Source organism: Arthrobacter sp. alpha11c (assembly GCF_054149985.1).
Genome location: NZ_CP196747.1, coordinates 673,064 through 688,290, shown reverse-complemented (window position 1 = coordinate 688,290; position 15,227 = coordinate 673,064). Strand labels below are relative to the sequence as shown.

Here is a 15,227-nt window from a genome sequence, read left to right as displayed (position 1 = left end):
CATTCGTCCCTCACACCCCTACGTCCCCCAAAGCAAGGAGCAACCATGTCATTTGGTCAGCGTGACTTCGACCGCACCAAGCCCGAAATCGACTTCCCGGAAGGCGACGTTCCCACCGAACTCGTCATCACGGACCTCATCGAGGGTTCCGGCGCCGAGGCCAAAGCCGGCGACACCGTATCCACCCACTACGTTGGCGTCGCCTGGTCTACGGGCGAAGAGTTCGACGCTTCCTGGGGCCGTGGTGCTCCGCTGGACTTCCGTGTTGGCGTAGGCCAGGTCATTCAGGGTTGGGACCAGGGCCTGCTGGGTATGAAGGTTGGCGGCCGTCGCCGCCTGGAGATCCCTTCAGAACTGGCGTATGGGTCCCGTGGCGCCGGCGGAGCAATCAAGCCCAATGAGGCCTTGATCTTCGTCGTTGACCTCGTAGCTGTCCGCTAGGGCGAAAGCTTCCTGCCAAGGCGCGTTACCTTCCGGCTTTTGCCGGGCCGGTGACGCGCCTTGCTGCTTTCGCCCAGGACTTTAGTAACGTAGCAAGCGTGTCCGCATCCCGCACTGAACGACTCCTGAATCTCCTGCTTGCCTTGCTCAATACCAGGGTGGGCCTTCCGCGCTCTGTCCTGCGGGAAAAGGTCTATCGCGACACCGCCGAAAACGACGTCGCGTTCGGACGGATGTTCGAGCGGGACAAAGTGGATCTGAAACAGTTCGGCTTTGAGATCGAGACCCTCACGGACCCCCGCAGTTTCGGGTCCGAGGATCCCGCATCAACCCGCTACCGCATTGGCAAGGACTCGAACAGGCTTCCTGATGTCAGCCTGACGCCCGCCGAATCCACCGTCCTCCTCCTTGCCGCCCAGTTGTGGGAACGTGCTGCTCTCGGCAACGCCGCAGTCAATGCCGTCCGCAAGCTGCAGGCCGCAGGTGGATTCACCGCCGTCGACCTTCCTGCCGGCGTCCAGCCGCGGATCAAGCCAGCCGGACAAGCATTCGACGACGTCGTTGCAGCCATGCACGGCCGGCATGGGGTCCGCTTCGGGTACCTCGCCGGAAGCACCGGGCGTGAGGAAGTGCGCGAGGTGGAGCCTTGGGGCCTGGGAAGCCGGTTTGGGCAGTGGTACCTCGTGGGATTTGACCGGGGGAGGGCAGCCAAGCGGATTTTCAGGTTGTCACGCATGACCACCGCCGTCTCGGCCATACCTGGCAGTTCCTTCGAGCCGCCAGCCGGTTTCAACGCCCGGGCGGAGCTGGATTCGCTCAACGAACTTCCCGTGCAGCAGGCTGTCATGGACGTAGACGCCGGACGTCTTCTCGCCCTGCGCAAACGTGCTGTTTCCAGCGGTGCCGGGAAGGAACCGGCTGAGAAGGGCTTGGACGGCAGGGACAGGCTGCTGGTGGACTTCCGGGATCCCGAACAGTTCGCCGAGGAATTGGCCTCGTATGGCCCCCACCTCAAAGTGGTTGAACCTGCCGAGCTGCGTGCCGCCGTCGTACGCCGGCTCAAAAGCGCTGCGGAGTTCAATGCGTCCCCGGCCATCCCCGTGGAATTCCCCGAAGCTGCGCGCGCGCAGCGATCAAGGAAACGCACGTCCGAAGACCAACTCACGCGCATGCTGCAACTGGTGCCCTTCCTGGTCCACCATCAGGGCCTGCACGTACAGGAGGTAGCTGACCGCTTCGGCATCAGCCGCAAAGCACTTATCGACGACCTGAAAATCCTGATCTGTTCCGGGCTGCCCGGAGGCTACCCGGACGATCTCCTGGACATCCAATGGGAAAACGACCATGTGTACATCACGGAGCATTTGGACCTGAACCGTCCTGTTCGCTTCAGCGAGGACGAAGCCGCGGCGCTGCTGACTGGATTGTCGATGCTCGGCGATCTGCCTGCACTTGCAGGTTTGCCCGAAGACGAACCGGGCAGCGCCCTGGAGTCTGTGACCATCAAATTGACGGGTGCCGCAGGACAGGCCGGACGCTTGGCCGGTGCCGTTGCAGGCCAGTCGGTGGCACCCGAGCAATCGGAAGCCTTCGCCACCATCACGCACGCCATCAGGGACGGCCAACAACTGCGCCTGAGCTACCTTTCCCCGCAAAGGGATGAAGTAACCGAGCGCGACGTGGACCCCCTGCGGCTCTACTCCCTGGACAACACCTGGTACTTCGAGGCCTTCTGCCATAGCAAGTCGGGACTCCGGAATTTCCGGCTGGACCGTGTGCAATCCCTGGAACCCAATGGCCGTCCTGTCTCCGGGACAGCAACTGCTGATGCAGACTTTCCGGCACGGCTCTTCACGCCCAGTGACGACGACGTCCTGGTGGTGCTTGAGTTGACCCGGCAGGGTGCTGGCCTGGCTGACGACTACTACGCCGAGCGCACTGCCGAATTGCCCAATGGCGGACTGCTCGCCGAGGTGCGCTTTGGAAATGTGGAGTGGTTACCAATGTTTGTGTCCCAACATGGAGGGACGGTGCGGGTGCTGGACCCTGCGCAGTTGCGCCAGAAAGTCCAGGCGTGGCTCACAGCGGCCCTGGACCAATACGGTGCCGTTTCCTCGTCGGACATCGTGGCTGGCTAGACTACTCAGATGCCTTGGTGGTTTTGGATCCTGCTGTGGATCGCGCTCATAGCCCTGTCGTTGCTCCTCCATGTGACCTTGGGTTTTCGGCTGTTCAGGAAATTCATGGCCACTGTTCACGAATTAGGGGACGCTGGGAAACGTTTCAGCCATGTTTCTCCTGCCGCAGAAACCTCCGATGTTGAGGCCCCGGAACGCCACCCGGAGGCGGGATCCGCAATTTTTGCCTCGCCGGAGCAGATGCGTCATGATTACCTGACGGCCAAAGCCTTCCGCCAGGAAGTTCGTCGCCAGAAGCGCGTTCAGCGCAAAGCAGAGCGGGGTCAGCCCCAATCCCTGCACGACATTGAATTCAGATAGACGTAGGATGTATCCAAAAGGAAAGGACCTCCCCACATGAGGCTCGAAGGCTGGCATCTCATCATCATCATCGTCCTGGCTCTGGTGCTTTTCGCTGCACCGAAGCTGCCGTCCATGGCGCGCAGCATTGGCCAGTCGATGCGTATCTTCAAGTCTGAAGTCCGGGAAATGAAGAAGGACGGGTCCTCCGAAAAGAAGGAAACCCAAGACCCCTCTGACGCCGTCGAAGGCAGGGTTGTAGACCACCCCGACGTAAAGGCCAAGAACACCGGCGAGACCGACGTTCCGCCCTCCAACCGCGTCTAAGAAGAAGTGGTAGAGACGAAGGGGCGCAAGGCCAACCCCGAAGCCCGGATGGCGCTCCTTGACCATCTTAAGGAGCTGAAGAACCGGCTCTTCAAGGCTGCCATCGGCGTTATTCTTGGGACGGTGCTGGGCTTCATCGTCTATCAACCCCTCTTGGAAGCTTTGATCAAGCCGATCAAAGACCTCAACGAAAAAGAGGGCCGCGCTGCCAGCCTCAACTTTGATGGCGTAGCCAGCTCATTCGACCTCATGGTGCAGGTCTCCGTATTCCTTGGCGTGATCCTTTCCAGTCCTGTCTGGATCTACCAGCTGTGGGCCTTCATAGTCCCTGGCCTGCACAAAAAAGAGCGTCGGTTGGCTCTGTCGTTTGTAGCAGCTGCCGTTCCGCTGTTTATCGGCGGCGTCCTGTTGGCATGGCTCGTGCTCCCCAACGCAGTGCGTGTCCTGACGGACTTCACGCCCACCGGCGCTTCGAACTTCATTAGCGCCGAAATCTACCTTGCGTTTGTCCTCAGGCTTCTTCTGGCCTTCGGAATCGCTTTCCTGGTGCCGGTGGTACTGGTCGGGCTGAACCTGGCCGGAATCGTCAAGGGCAAGCAACTGGTTAAAAGCTGGCGGATCACTATTTTCCTGGTCTGCCTTTTCGCGGCCATGGCTGCCCCGGGTGCCGACGCCATGAGCATGTTCTACTTGGCGGCGCCCATGCTGCTTCTGTTCTTCGCTGCCATCGGCGTTTGTCTCTGGAACGACCGCCGGCGGGAACGCCGTGCCATCAAGCGTGCTGCTGAGACCGAAGCCACGGCAGATATTGCTACCCCGGCCTCGGATCTGGAGAATCTCTAGACCTCAGGCCATTAGGCTTGGTGCATGTCCTCCATTTCCGGGTCTCCATCACCATCAGACCGCTTTCAGGCGGCAGCTCACCGGGCAGCTGAGGCCAAGACATATCTTGGTGCCTTTGCCCGGACGCTGGACTTCGAATTGGATGACTTCCAACGTGAGGCGTGCCGCTCATTACAGGAGGGCCGCGGCGTCCTCGTCGCGGCTCCCACGGGGGCGGGAAAAACGATCGTTGGCGAATTTGCCATCTATCTGGCTTTGGAACGTGGCCTCAAAGCGTTCTACACAACACCCATCAAGGCGCTGAGCAACCAGAAATTCTCCGAGCTCGCCGCCAAGTATGGCTCTGCCAACGTTGGCCTGCTGACGGGCGATACAACCATCAACGGTGAGGCGCCCGTTGTGGTCATGACCACCGAAGTCCTCCGCAATATGCTGTACGCCGACTCGGAGACGCTCGGTGACCTCGGCTTCGTCGTGATGGACGAGGTCCACTACCTCGCAGATCGCTTCCGCGGAGCCGTCTGGGAGGAAGTCATCATTCACTTGCCCAGTGAAGTACAGGTTGCTTCGCTGAGCGCAACGGTCTCCAATGCCGAAGAGTTTGGTGCATGGCTGGATACCGTTCGGGGCGATACCGACGTCATCGTGTCCGAGCACCGGCCCGTGCCACTGTGGCAGCACGTCATGGTGGGCAGGGAGATCGTTGACCTCTTTGCCGGTGATACCACTTTCGATGAAATCGCTCCCCAGATACCGGACACAGAAGTTCCGGACCTTAGCGATGCTGACGACGCCGTGGACGAGGCCACCCTCCCGGCAGAAACCCGGAAGACCGCCGTCAAGAGTTCCGTGGCATCTCCGGTCCGCCAGGCAGTGACCGGCCCCGAGTTCGAAGTGAACCCGGATCTGCTGGCAATGGCCCGCTCCGAGAGCCGGATGAACTTCAACGGCCGCTTCGGCCACGGTGGCCGGAGCCGCCGTCGGCAGGACCGCTCCAGGGATGAACGGCAGAACACTGAACAGCGCAGCCCAGTCCGGAAGGCAAGCCGCCCCCAGGTTATTGAAAGCCTCAACCGTCAGGGCCTGCTGCCTGCCATTACGTTCATTTTTTCCCGGGCCGGTTGTGATGCTGCAGTGGCCCAGTGCGCGGCATCGGGACTATGGCTCACTACCGAACGCGAACAGCAGATCATTGCGCAGCGGGTGGATGAAGCAAGCCATGAAATCCCTGCCGATGATCTCGATGTCTTGGGATTCTGGGGCTGGCGCGACGGCCTCATCCGGGGCTTCGCGGCTCATCACGCGGGCATGCTTCCCACCTTCAAGGAGGTAGTGGAGAAGCTGTTTGCGGATGGCTTGGTCAAGGCAGTTTTTGCCACCGAAACGTTGGCGCTCGGGGTGAACATGCCCGCGCGTTGCGTGGTGTTGGAAAAGCTTGAGAAGTTCAACGGCGAAGCCCACGTCAACATTACGGCGGGGAGTACACGCAGCTCACTGGCAGGGCTGGACGCCGCGGTATCGACGTCGAGGGCCATGCCGTAGTGCTGTGGCAGCCGGGAACGGATCCCGCTGCCGTGGCTGGCTTGGCGTCCCGCCGCACCTACCCGCTGAATTCCAGCTTCAGGCCCACGTACAACATGAGCATCAACCTGATTGCCCAGTTTGGCCGGGTCCGGGCACGGGAAATCCTCGAGTCGTCCTTCGCGCAGTTCCAGGCGGACCGCTCCGTCGTAGGGCTGGCGCGGCAGGTCCGTGGCCGCGAGGAGTCGTTGGCAGGATACGCGAAATCCATGGAGTGCCATCTGGGCGACTTCACCGAATACGCCAGGCTCCGGCGGGAGCTCAGTGATACTGAACAGTTCGCTGAACGGAACTACCACCGCGCGCGAAAGTCCAGGGTGGCGGATTCACTGACGAGGCTCATCCCAGGGGACGTCATCAGCGTCTCCAGCGGCAGGCTGGCGGGCTACGCCGTCGTGCTTGATTCCGATGCCAACGCCCGCGAGCCGAGGCCTTCTGTCCTCACCTCGGACAATCAACTGCGCCGGATCGGCGTCCACGACGTCGATGCCCCGGTGTCTCCTGTGACCCGGATCAGGATCCCGAAATCCTTCAACGCCAAGGTCCCCAAATCGCGGCGTGACCTCGCTTCCTCCATGCGCCATGCCATCAGTGACGATGCTCCCAAGTCGCGCCGCAACAGCAGGCATGAAGACTTTGGCCTGGGTTCCCGGCTCCCGGACCAGGAACAGAAGATCACTGAACTACGCAGGGCGCTCAGGGCGCATCCTTGCCATGGTTGCAGTGAACGCGAAGACCACGCCCGCTGGGGCGAGCGTTGGTGGAAACTTCGCAAGGAGACAGACGGCCTGATCCGCCAGATCCAAAGCAGGACCAACACGATTGCCAAAACTTTCGATCGCGTATGCGACGTCCTTTCGGCCTATGGGTACCTCGAAACCAACGACGCCGGCAAGGTCACCATCAGCACGGACGGGCAGCGGCTGCGGCGCATTTACGGTGAGAAGGACCTGCTCATTTCACAATCCATCAGGCGTGGTGCCATCAACGATCTCGATGCTGCCGAGCTGGCCTCCTTGGCCAGCACCCTGGTGTACCAGGCAAAGCGTGAAGACCGGGGCCTTCGCCCGAGGATGCCATCGATTGCGCTGGAAACGGCGGTCGACATCGTCGTCCGGGAATGGTCCCAACTTGAGGACACCGAGGAACAGAACAGGCTTCCGCTGACCGGCGAACCGGAGCTGGGGCTCATGTGGCCCATGTACAAGTGGGCCAAAGGCCGCCATCTTCAGGACGTGCTCAGCGGCACTGACCTTGCTGCAGGCGACTTCGTCCGTTGGGCAAAGCAAGTGGTTGACCTCCTGGACCAACTCGCCAAAATTCCACAACTGGATCCCCGCTTGACGCGGATCTGCCGTGAATCCATCGATCTGGTCCGCCGGGGGGTCGTGGCTTACTCCACCATCGCCTGACCCGGAACCGTTTTCGAGACCCCAGACCTTCTTCAACGCTCGAGGAGCACACCGCATGAACCAGCCAGGCCTGTCCGCCGGCGACCGCCCCCACGAAAACGTCCGCAAGGTGACCCTTTACCGGAACGGTTCGATCTATACCGCTGCCGATCCGTTCGCTACCGCCATGGTGGTGGACGGTGACACGGTCGCGTGGGTGGGCTCCGAGCAAGCAGCGACGTCCATCGCGGATTCCACCATGGACATCATTGATCTTCGGGGAGCCCTCGTGGCGCCGGGTTTTGTTGACTCCCATGCTCACTTGACGGAGACGGGCCTCGCTTTGGCTGGACTGTCCTTGACGGGCGTGCGCTCTGCCCGGGAACTGCTGGACGCCGTTGCTGCCGCTGGCGGTACCGGGACTGTCTTTGGGCATGGCTGGGACGAAACAACCTGGCAGGATGCCACCCTTCCAACGCTTGAAGGGCTGGAACAGGCCTCGGGCGGCAGGCAGGTTTACCTTTCCCGCATTGACGTTCACTCCGCCCTCATTTCATCCTCCCTTGCGGCGGCGGCAGGCCTTGCTGGCATGGACGGCTTCACGGGGGACAGCGCCCGCGTAGTAAGGACTGCCCACACCGCCGCCCGCCTCGCGGCGCGGCGCTTCAGTGAGGCCGAACGGAGCGGGTATCAGGAACAGGCCCTGCATTATGCGGCTTCCAACGGCTATGTTGCCCTTGCGGAAATGTCGGCCCCACACATTTGCGGGCCGGAAGATCTTCAGATGGCCATGTCCTGGAACAGGCAAGCCGGCAAACCGCAGGTGCTGCCGTATTGGGGCGAGCTGGCGTCATCGGAAGATCACGCCCGCAGGATCCTGGACAGCGTGGGCCCCGACGTCCTGGGCTTGGCGGGAGATCTGAACATCGATGGTTCCATCGGTTCGCGGACAGCTGCCTTGAGGCAAGACTATTCCGATGCGCCAGGTCAACGGGGCAACGTGTATCTTTCAGTGGATGAAGCCGCCAAGCACCTTGCTGCATGCTCGCTGCTGGGAATCCAGGGCGGTTTCCACATCATCGGTGATGCAGGACTTGATGTTGCGCTTGAGGCATTGGACGCCGCAGCTGACGAGGTGGGGGAGCAGCGGATCCGCGCGGCGGGTCACCGCTTTGAACACGTTGAGCTCGCCGACCAGTCCGCCGTCGAGAAGCTGGCCAAGTACTCAGTGACTGTCAGCATGCAGCCGGCATTCGACGCTCTCTGGGGAGGCCCTGGGGGACTCTACGAGCAACGACTCGGCGGCCGCAGCCAGGCAATGAACACGTTTGCGTCCTTCTACGCCAGCGGAGTTCCGATCACCTTTGGCAGCGATAGCCCGGTCACACCGCTCAGCCCTTGGTCCAGCATCCGGGCCTGCCTGGAACACAGCAACCCGGACCAGCGCATTTCAGCGCGCGCGGCTTTCCTTGGCCATACGAGGGCGGGCTGGCGGGCCACCAAACACAGGAACCCTCTCATGGGCCAACTCGTCCCTGGTGCGCCAGCCAGCTTCGCGGTATGGGAAATTGAGGAACTCATGGTGCAGGTAGCGGATAGCCGTGTGCAGTCCTGGAGCACCGATCCCCGTGCCCGCACCCCCTTGCTCCCGGCCTTGGATACTGGCAACGATCCTGTATGTCTGCAGACGGTGAGGGAAGGCCAGGAGCTCTTCGCGCACGAATCCCTCCGGGTCTGAGCCCATTGTTTCCTTGAGGTTTGAACTCCCCGCCTGAACTGGGACGATGCACGAACGCGCAGGTCAAGCCCTGGTTGACAGCTTTTGTAAAGTCCGTAGCATTGAGGCTCAACAGATTGTTAAGTCCTGGGGCTTTCCCGGGAGTAATTATCTGGTTCGCGGCCAGGATATGGCTTGGTGGCGGTACGCGAGTGGGCAGGCCCATAGGGCCCTAGAAAACAGTTCGTCCGGCAAAATGCCTGTCCGGACAACACTGGTCCTGGGTCTATGGACCTGCCCGCAGCGCTTAAGTCTGTGTGGCCGGGGCCACAGCTGCCCGTAGTAGTGCACAGGATCGTCCTATAATGGAGAGTTGCGCCAGAACGCCAGCCCTGAGGCTGGTCCGGCACACTGACCGCTCCATCAAGGAAAGGCCTCTTCTTGCGTGTCCTGACGATCATCCCTACCTACAACGAGCTGGAATCGCTCCCCAAGACATTGGGCCGGCTGCGGACCGCAGTGCCTGAGTCGGACGTCCTGGTGGTTGATGACAACAGCCCGGACGGCACGGGACAACTTGCTGACGGTATTGCCGCCGAGGACAAGCAAGTGCACGTGCTGCACCGCAAAGGCAAGGAAGGCCTTGGCGCGGCCTACATCGCCGGCTTCAAGTGGGGCCTCGCCGCCGGGTATGACGTTCTGGTCGAGATGGACGCCGATGGCTCCCACAAGCCCGAGCAGCTGCCCCTCCTCCTTGATGCGGTCAAAGAGGGCGCCGATCTTGCCATGGGCTCGCGCTGGGTACCGGGAGGCAGTGTTGTGAACTGGCCTCTCTACCGCCAGGCAATCTCCCGTATTGGCAGCACGTATGCCCGCATCATGCTTGGCTTGAAAATCAAGGACGTCACGGGCGGCTACCGTGCTTTCCGCCGCAGCACACTTGAAGCCCTCAAGTTGGATGAAGTGGATTCAGTGGGTTATGGCTTCCAGGTTGATCTTGCCTGGCGCGTGGCAAAGCTCGGCCTGCGTATTGAGGAGCGTCCCATCACCTTCGTTGAGAGGGAACTCGGTGCATCGAAGATGAGTGGCAACATTGTGGTGGAAGCCATGATCAACGTCACCAAATGGGGCTTGGCGGCACGGTGGGCCAAGCTCACCGGAAAACAGCCTGCCCTCGCAAAATAAAGGTAGCTTTCATAAGAAAAGGCCGGAGCGGTTCCCAAAGGGAACCGCTCCGGCCTTTTTGCTTGAGTTTGAAGACTAAGCTGAGCGACGCTCTCCGCGGCGCTCACGCAGGATGTTCAAACGATCCTCAAGGATCTGCTCCAGCTCCGGAAGGCTGCGGCGTTCCAGAAGCATGTCCCAGTGGGTACGGACGGCCTTCTCGTTGGCATCCACGGGACGCTCGCCGTCTACGAGCAAGGCTTCCTTGCCAGTCTTGGAAACCCAAACAGGGGGGATCTCGGCTTCAGCAGAGAAGGTGACGAAGACCTGCTCGCCGTCCTCGCAGCGGTATTCAACCCGCTGGCGCGGTGCCGGTTCAACGCCGGACTCGGTTTCCATGCTTTGGGCGCCAAGACGCATACCCCGCAGGCTGCGATCGCTCATGATTACTCCCTCTGTCTGTTCGCGGAGTCTGAACTCCGCGCTAGCCGTAAGCCGTTTTCACGGTCCCTACGGACTACTTCTGCACACCTTGCATCACTAATTGCAACGCCTGGCCAAGCTTTAATGTTCCATCCACACTGAACCAGCCGGACAAATATCCCATTATACGCGGATGGATGGTAAGTACCCAAAAGCAGTACAAAATGCGATGAGCGGCCAGCCGTTTGGCTGACCGCTCAACTGCCTGAGAACAGAGTTATTCCGCGGGCCTTGACTGTGCTGCCGTGGTGGATTCCACGGGAGCTGCCGGCTCCGAAGCGGCAGCTTTGTTGCTGCCGCCAAAGAAGCCAGCAGCATCGGAGTCACCGTTGGCGCCTCCGAGCGCACTGCCAATGCCCTTCAAGGCCTCGCCAACTTCACTGGGGATGATCCACAGCTTATTGGAACTGCCCTCGGCGAGCTTGGGCAGCGTCTGAAGGTACTGGTAAGCCAAAAGCTTCTGGTCCGGGTTGCCCTTGTGGATGGCGTCAAAGACTTTCTGGATGGCCTGGGCTTCACCGTCCGCCCGAAGGATGGCGGCCTTCGCATCACCTTCAGCTGCGAGAATGGCCGCTTGGCGCTGGCCTTCTGCTGTAAGAATTTGCGACTGCTTGGTTCCTTCAGCAGTCAGGATGGCTGCTCGACGGTCGCGCTCTGCACGCATCTGCTTTTCCATCGAGTCCTGGATGGAGTGGGGCGGATCAATAGCCTTCAGTTCCACACGCGAGACGCGGATGCCCCAGCGGCCTGTGGCTTCATCCAACACTCCACGCAGCTGGCCATTGATCTGGTCACGGGAGGTCAGTGCCTCTTCGAGGTTCAGGCCACCCACAACGTTACGAAGCGTGGTGGTGGTCAACTGCTCTACCGCCTGGATGTAGTTGGCGATTTCATAGGTAGCCGCCCGGGGGTCCGTTACCTGGAAGTAGACCACGGTGTCGATCGAAACCACGAGGTTGTCCTCGGTGATGACTGGCTGCGGCGGGAAGGACACCACCTGCTCACGGAGGTCGAGCAACGGCAGGAGCCTGTCGACGAACGGAATCAGGATGGTAAGGCCCGGGTTGAGCGTGCGCTGGTACTTGCCGAGGCGTTCAACGACGCCGGCACGTGCCTGCGGGATGATCCTTACCGAGCGGACCAACACGATGATGACAAAAATGACGAGAACAATCAGCACAACTGCTGCCGCTGTTCCTCCTAAACCGTCCATGCGTCTCCTTGATTCCCCAATTGCGTGGCTTGCTTTGGCCTTTTGCGGGCAGGCTGCCAGCCTGTTATCCGCAGAATTCTGGTTTTCCGGTTCGAATCAGCGCGGGCTGTTTTCGGCAGGCGAGGCTACTACCGCCGTCGCGCCGTCAATCCTGGTGACCTGAACGGTAGCTCCGGCGTCGAGGACTCCCGCGGTGCTGCGGGCGCTCCAGACATCGCCGCCGATCTTTACCAGCCCGCTGGTGCCCGTGACGGCTTCAATGACAAGTGCGGGCTGACCGATGAGCCGGTCGATATTCGTCCGTTGTTCTGCCGGTCCCTTATGCAGGTGTTTCAAGGCGACCGGCCGGACGAAGGCGATCATCAAGAGGGAGACCACGCTGAAGATGACGATCTGGAGCCAGAAATCCGCCCCGGCGAAGTCGGCAATGAGCCCTGCCAGTGCGCCGCCACCGAGCATGATGAAGAAGAGGTCGAGGGTTAGCATCTCCACCACCGCGAACGCGAGGAAGACCGTGAGCCAGAGCGCCCACCAATTCTCGCCGAGCCATTCAAACATCATTTCCCCCTTGGTCCCGGACCCCGCCGCAGACGGGGTCACAGTCGCTGTTCCTCCATCCTAGCCCGACGCTGAGTCCCTCGTCAGGAAGCCGAAGCACCCACCGTAAAGAGGCTGATTCGGAACTTCGCCGTGGTCGCTACGGTTCCATCCGCATCGGCCAGCAGAGCGAGTTCTTCGGGCTTGATGTGGTGACCGGCCGGCCCCATATAGGCGATGTCAGCCAGCTCGGAGCCCGTGAGGGTGAGCGGCACGTCCAGGTTGTACGTTGAATCAGCGTGGAAATAGCCACCCAGGGATTCAGCCAAGCGCTCGGCTTTGCCCTCCTCAATGCTGAGCATTCCGGTGCGGGCAGCGATTTCAGCCAAGTGTCCTGGCTGCGGTGTCACCACAATCAGCTCTCCACCAGGCCGCAGCACCCGGGCGAACTCTGCCGGATTCCTTGGAGCGAACACCACCAGGACCACGTCCACCGCGTCATCGGCAATGGGCAGCGGACGCCAAATGTCCCAGACGAGGTTGGCAGCATCCCCGTTGAGCCGTGCAGCGCGGCGGAGCGCGAATTTGGAGATGTCCAGACCTATCGCAGAAGCCGGAGTCCTTTCCAGGACACGGTGGAGGTAGTGCCCGGTGCCCGTTCCGGCGTCGAGAACCACGGCCCCGGGCCGCTGCAGCGATGCGGCTGCCAGACCCGCAACGCGCTCGGCCAAAGCAGCGTAGTGTCCGCGGTCCAGGAATCGATGCCGGGCTCCCACCATCTCCGCCGAATCAGCTTCGAAGACTGTGCCCTTACCTGTCAGCAGGTTGAAGTAACCCTGTTTGGCGGCATCGAATACATGCCCGGAACCGCAAACAAGCCTCCGCTGTGGGTCCTCGACAAGCTGAAACCGCCCTTCGCAAACGGGACAACGGAGGGCGGCAACGGCATCGGACAACATGGATTCAATCCTACGGTGGGCCGGAGTGTCTGGTGCCTGCGCCAGGGCGGCGGGGCTAGGCTCACCAAGGTGAAACCCGAGCAGCTGCCTTTGTTGAACTCCGTCTCCGCCCCAGCCATCCATCCGGACGGCACTAAAGCGGTGGTATCCGTCGTCAGGCCTGATTTCGACGCCGATACTTACGTCGGCCAATTGTGGAACGTACCGCTGGACTCCAGCAAGCGCCCACGACGTATCACCCGCGGGTTCAGGGACACTTCGCCGGCTTTCTCGCCTGACGGCCTCGTTTTGGCCTTCCTGCGGAGCGACGCAGAGGGAAAAGCACAACTGTTTGTTGTGGAGTCGGCAGGGGGCGAACCACAGCAGGTCACGGATCAGCACGGCGGGGTCAACGGGTTTGCGTGGGCGCCCGATTCCCATCGGGTGGTCTTCACCAGCCGTGTTGCAGAACCGGGCCGCTATGGAACGGTCGACGGCGTTGCTTCCGGCAGTGAAGACGCCCGGCTTATCGCCGTGAACCAGTACCGGATGAACGGTGTGGGGTACGTCCTGGACCAGCGCCAGCAACTGTTTGTGGTTGACGTGCCGGAATTGGGAGGCGAGCCTGTTGTCATTCCCCGCGGCAGAGCCGCCCACGAACGGCCGGGTGCCAAGGTAACCGGGGTTCCCGATGCCAGGCAGATGACGTTCGGCGAATCGGACCATGAGGCGCCATGCTTCTCGGCCGACGGCAGATTCCTCTATTTCGTAGCCGCTCTCCACGACGGGCATGATGAGGACCTCGTAACGTCCGTGTACCGGATTGACGCAACAGGCGGCGAACCCGAGCTCGTCAAACCCCACAACCCAAAACTGCAGACCGTCACGGCGGTGCGGGCGTCCACTGATGGCCGCTCGCTCTTCTTCACCGCGCAGGACCTGGGCGATACAGGACGGGATTTTGTCGCGCGCAACAGCGTTCTCTACTCAATGCCTGTCATCGGGGGAGATGCCGTGGCCCTCACCGACGTCGAGCATTTGGACGTCTCAGGTCCGCTGGAACCGAGCGGACCGGACAGCGTCCTGGTCTTGAACACAGCATTGGGCAGCGTGGAGCTCCTCGATGTCACGGCGGCGGGTAGCATTACGCCACTGGTCCATGGCGCCCGCGTGGTTATTGGAGCCACAGTTGGTGCCAATGGCGAAATTGCCGTGAGCTTCCTGGATGCGGCCACCGCTGGCGACGTCGCCTCCCTGGAGCGTGGTGAACTGCGTCTGCTGACAGACTTCTCGGCGGGACTTCGGAACAGCTCACGGGTCAGTGAGCCTGTGGATTTCCAGGCAACCGCCGACGACGGATACCCCGTGAACGGTTGGTTGGTGCTACCCGACGGCCCCGGACCGCACCCTGTCCTGCTGACCATCCACGGGGGTCCGTTCTCCCAATACAGGGGAGCCTTCTTCGACGAAGCGCAAGTCTATTCAGCTGCAGGATACGCAGTAGTGATGTGCAATCCGCGGGGCTCCTCAGGCTATGGACAATCCCATGGACGGGTCATCAAGGAGCGGATGGGAACCGTGGACATGCAGGACGTGCTCACTTTCCTGGACGCTGCCTTATCCGCCCACGCAACCTTGGACGCGGACAGCGTGGGCATCATGGGTGGATCCTATGGCGGTTACCTTACGGCGTGGACCATCGCACACGACCACCGTTTCAAAGGGGCAATTGTCGAACGCGGATTCCTGGACCCAGTCAGCTTTGCGGGCACGTCCGATATCGGCTGGTTTTTTGGCGGCGAGTACGCTGGAGCCGCACCCGCTCAGCTTATGGCTCAGAGCCCCTTGGCCGTAGGCGGCTCCGTCGTGACACCGACCCTGGTGATCCACAGCGAAAACGACCTTCGGTGTCCTCTCGAACAAGGGCAGCGGTACTACGCGCTCCTCAAGGAGAGGGGAATTGAGACGTCGTTACTCGTCTTCCCGGGCGAGGACCATGAATTGTCGCGTTCCGGGACACCGCATCACCGCAAGCAGCGGTTCCAACACATCCTTGGGTGGTGGGCCAGGTATCTGCCGACTGCATCAAACCATATGGCGGACTGATGCAAGCCA

The 15,227-nt window shown here is 61.3% G+C and carries 12 protein-coding genes and 1 pseudogene; 9 read left to right on the top strand and 4 right to left on the bottom strand.

The genetic code is table 11. The features are described from left to right. Window positions 1-45 precede the first annotated feature (45 nt). The 8 genes and pseudogenes from ACTAQJ_RS03200 (at window position 46) to ACTAQJ_RS03165 (ending at window position 9,962) form a co-directional block, all read left to right on the top strand. Window positions 46-441: an FKBP-type peptidyl-prolyl cis-trans isomerase gene (locus ACTAQJ_RS03200; protein ID WP_216925697.1), complete on the top strand. Its 396-nt coding sequence runs from the start codon at window positions 46-48 to the stop codon at window positions 439-441. Between the two features lie 98 nt (window positions 442-539). Beyond that, complete coding sequence (locus ACTAQJ_RS03195; RefSeq protein WP_498700640.1) at window positions 540-2,579, top strand: helix-turn-helix transcriptional regulator; 2,040 nt, start codon at window positions 540-542, stop codon at window positions 2,577-2,579. 9 nt (window positions 2,580-2,588) lie between these two features. After that, window positions 2,589-2,939, top strand: a complete 351-nt coding sequence (locus ACTAQJ_RS03190) for a hypothetical protein (protein WP_498700639.1) — start codon at window positions 2,589-2,591, stop codon at window positions 2,937-2,939. A gap of 36 nt (window positions 2,940-2,975) precedes the next feature. Then, on the top strand, window positions 2,976-3,245 hold the full coding sequence (tatA, locus tag ACTAQJ_RS03185; RefSeq protein WP_431115294.1) for a Sec-independent protein translocase subunit TatA: 270 nt from the start codon (window positions 2,976-2,978) through the stop codon (window positions 3,243-3,245). Window positions 3,246-3,251: 6 nt separating this feature from the next. Next, window positions 3,252-4,088: a twin-arginine translocase subunit TatC gene (tatC, locus tag ACTAQJ_RS03180; RefSeq protein ID WP_477515679.1), complete on the top strand. Its 837-nt coding sequence runs from the start codon at window positions 3,252-3,254 to the stop codon at window positions 4,086-4,088. A 24-nt stretch (window positions 4,089-4,112) separates the two neighbouring features. Further along, window positions 4,113-7,081: pseudogene (locus tag ACTAQJ_RS03175) on the top strand (DEAD/DEAH box helicase). 55 nt (window positions 7,082-7,136) lie between these two features. Next, window positions 7,137-8,798 (top strand): amidohydrolase, encoded by a 1,662-nt coding sequence (locus ACTAQJ_RS03170; protein WP_498700636.1) that lies wholly within the window; start codon window positions 7,137-7,139, stop codon window positions 8,796-8,798. Between the two features lie 420 nt (window positions 8,799-9,218). Then, complete coding sequence (locus tag ACTAQJ_RS03165; RefSeq protein ID WP_224090400.1) at window positions 9,219-9,962, top strand: polyprenol monophosphomannose synthase; 744 nt, start codon at window positions 9,219-9,221, stop codon at window positions 9,960-9,962. A 75-nt stretch (window positions 9,963-10,037) separates the two neighbouring features. Here ACTAQJ_RS03165 and ACTAQJ_RS03160 read toward each other — a convergent pair whose 3' ends face one another. From ACTAQJ_RS03160 to ACTAQJ_RS03145, 4 genes are all read right to left on the bottom strand, one after another. Continuing rightward, on the bottom strand, window positions 10,038-10,385 hold the full coding sequence (locus ACTAQJ_RS03160) for an RNA polymerase-binding protein RbpA (protein ID WP_021470504.1): 348 nt from the start codon (window positions 10,383-10,385) through the stop codon (window positions 10,038-10,040). Between the two features lie 256 nt (window positions 10,386-10,641). Then, a complete protein-coding gene (locus tag ACTAQJ_RS03155; RefSeq protein ID WP_477515682.1) occupies window positions 10,642-11,637 on the bottom strand; it encodes an SPFH domain-containing protein in 996 nt (331 codons plus the stop codon). A 96-nt stretch (window positions 11,638-11,733) separates the two neighbouring features. Continuing rightward, window positions 11,734-12,195: an NfeD family protein gene (locus ACTAQJ_RS03150; RefSeq protein WP_216925837.1), complete on the bottom strand. Its 462-nt coding sequence runs from the start codon at window positions 12,193-12,195 to the stop codon at window positions 11,734-11,736. An 83-nt stretch (window positions 12,196-12,278) separates the two neighbouring features. Beyond that, window positions 12,279-13,133: a methyltransferase domain-containing protein gene (locus ACTAQJ_RS03145; RefSeq protein ID WP_498700631.1), complete on the bottom strand. Its 855-nt coding sequence runs from the start codon at window positions 13,131-13,133 to the stop codon at window positions 12,279-12,281. A 69-nt stretch (window positions 13,134-13,202) separates the two neighbouring features. Here ACTAQJ_RS03145 and ACTAQJ_RS03140 point away from each other — a divergent pair, with 69 nt between their 5' ends. Next, a complete protein-coding gene (locus ACTAQJ_RS03140) occupies window positions 13,203-15,218 on the top strand; it encodes an alpha/beta hydrolase family protein (protein WP_498700626.1) in 2,016 nt (671 codons plus the stop codon). Window positions 15,219-15,227: the final 9 nt, after the last annotated feature.